The organism is Moritella sp. F3, assembly GCF_015082335.1.
Taxonomy (GTDB): Bacteria; Pseudomonadota; Gammaproteobacteria; order Enterobacterales; family Moritellaceae; genus Moritella.
The window spans coordinates 1-216 of record NZ_BLRL01000195.1 but is presented as its reverse complement, the minus strand read 5'-3'; the positions used below and the strand labels follow the sequence as shown (position 1 = coordinate 216).

Below are 216 nucleotides of genomic sequence, written 5' to 3'. Positions count from 1 at the left end.
TACATTTACATTTTCTTTAAATCGCTGTGTTTTAAAGAAAACATTCTCTGCATCACGACGCACATAATTACCCGCAGAGACTCCACCTAATTGATGAGCATTTGCTGCAGTTGCATTTATACCAAGGTATTTCTTACTTAGTAACACATTGTTTTCAGATAAACGTGCGGCGTTAATTGTGCTCGTTGAATTTACACGACCTTTGAACTCGGTATT

Annotated in this window: 1 protein-coding gene; it reads right to left on the bottom strand. The window is 37.0% G+C overall.

Features of this window, described 5'->3' with window-relative positions; genetic code table 11:
• Nucleotides 1-216: hypothetical protein (locus tag JFU56_RS22865; protein WP_198439477.1), on the bottom strand; the 216-nt coding region annotated here is incomplete at both ends.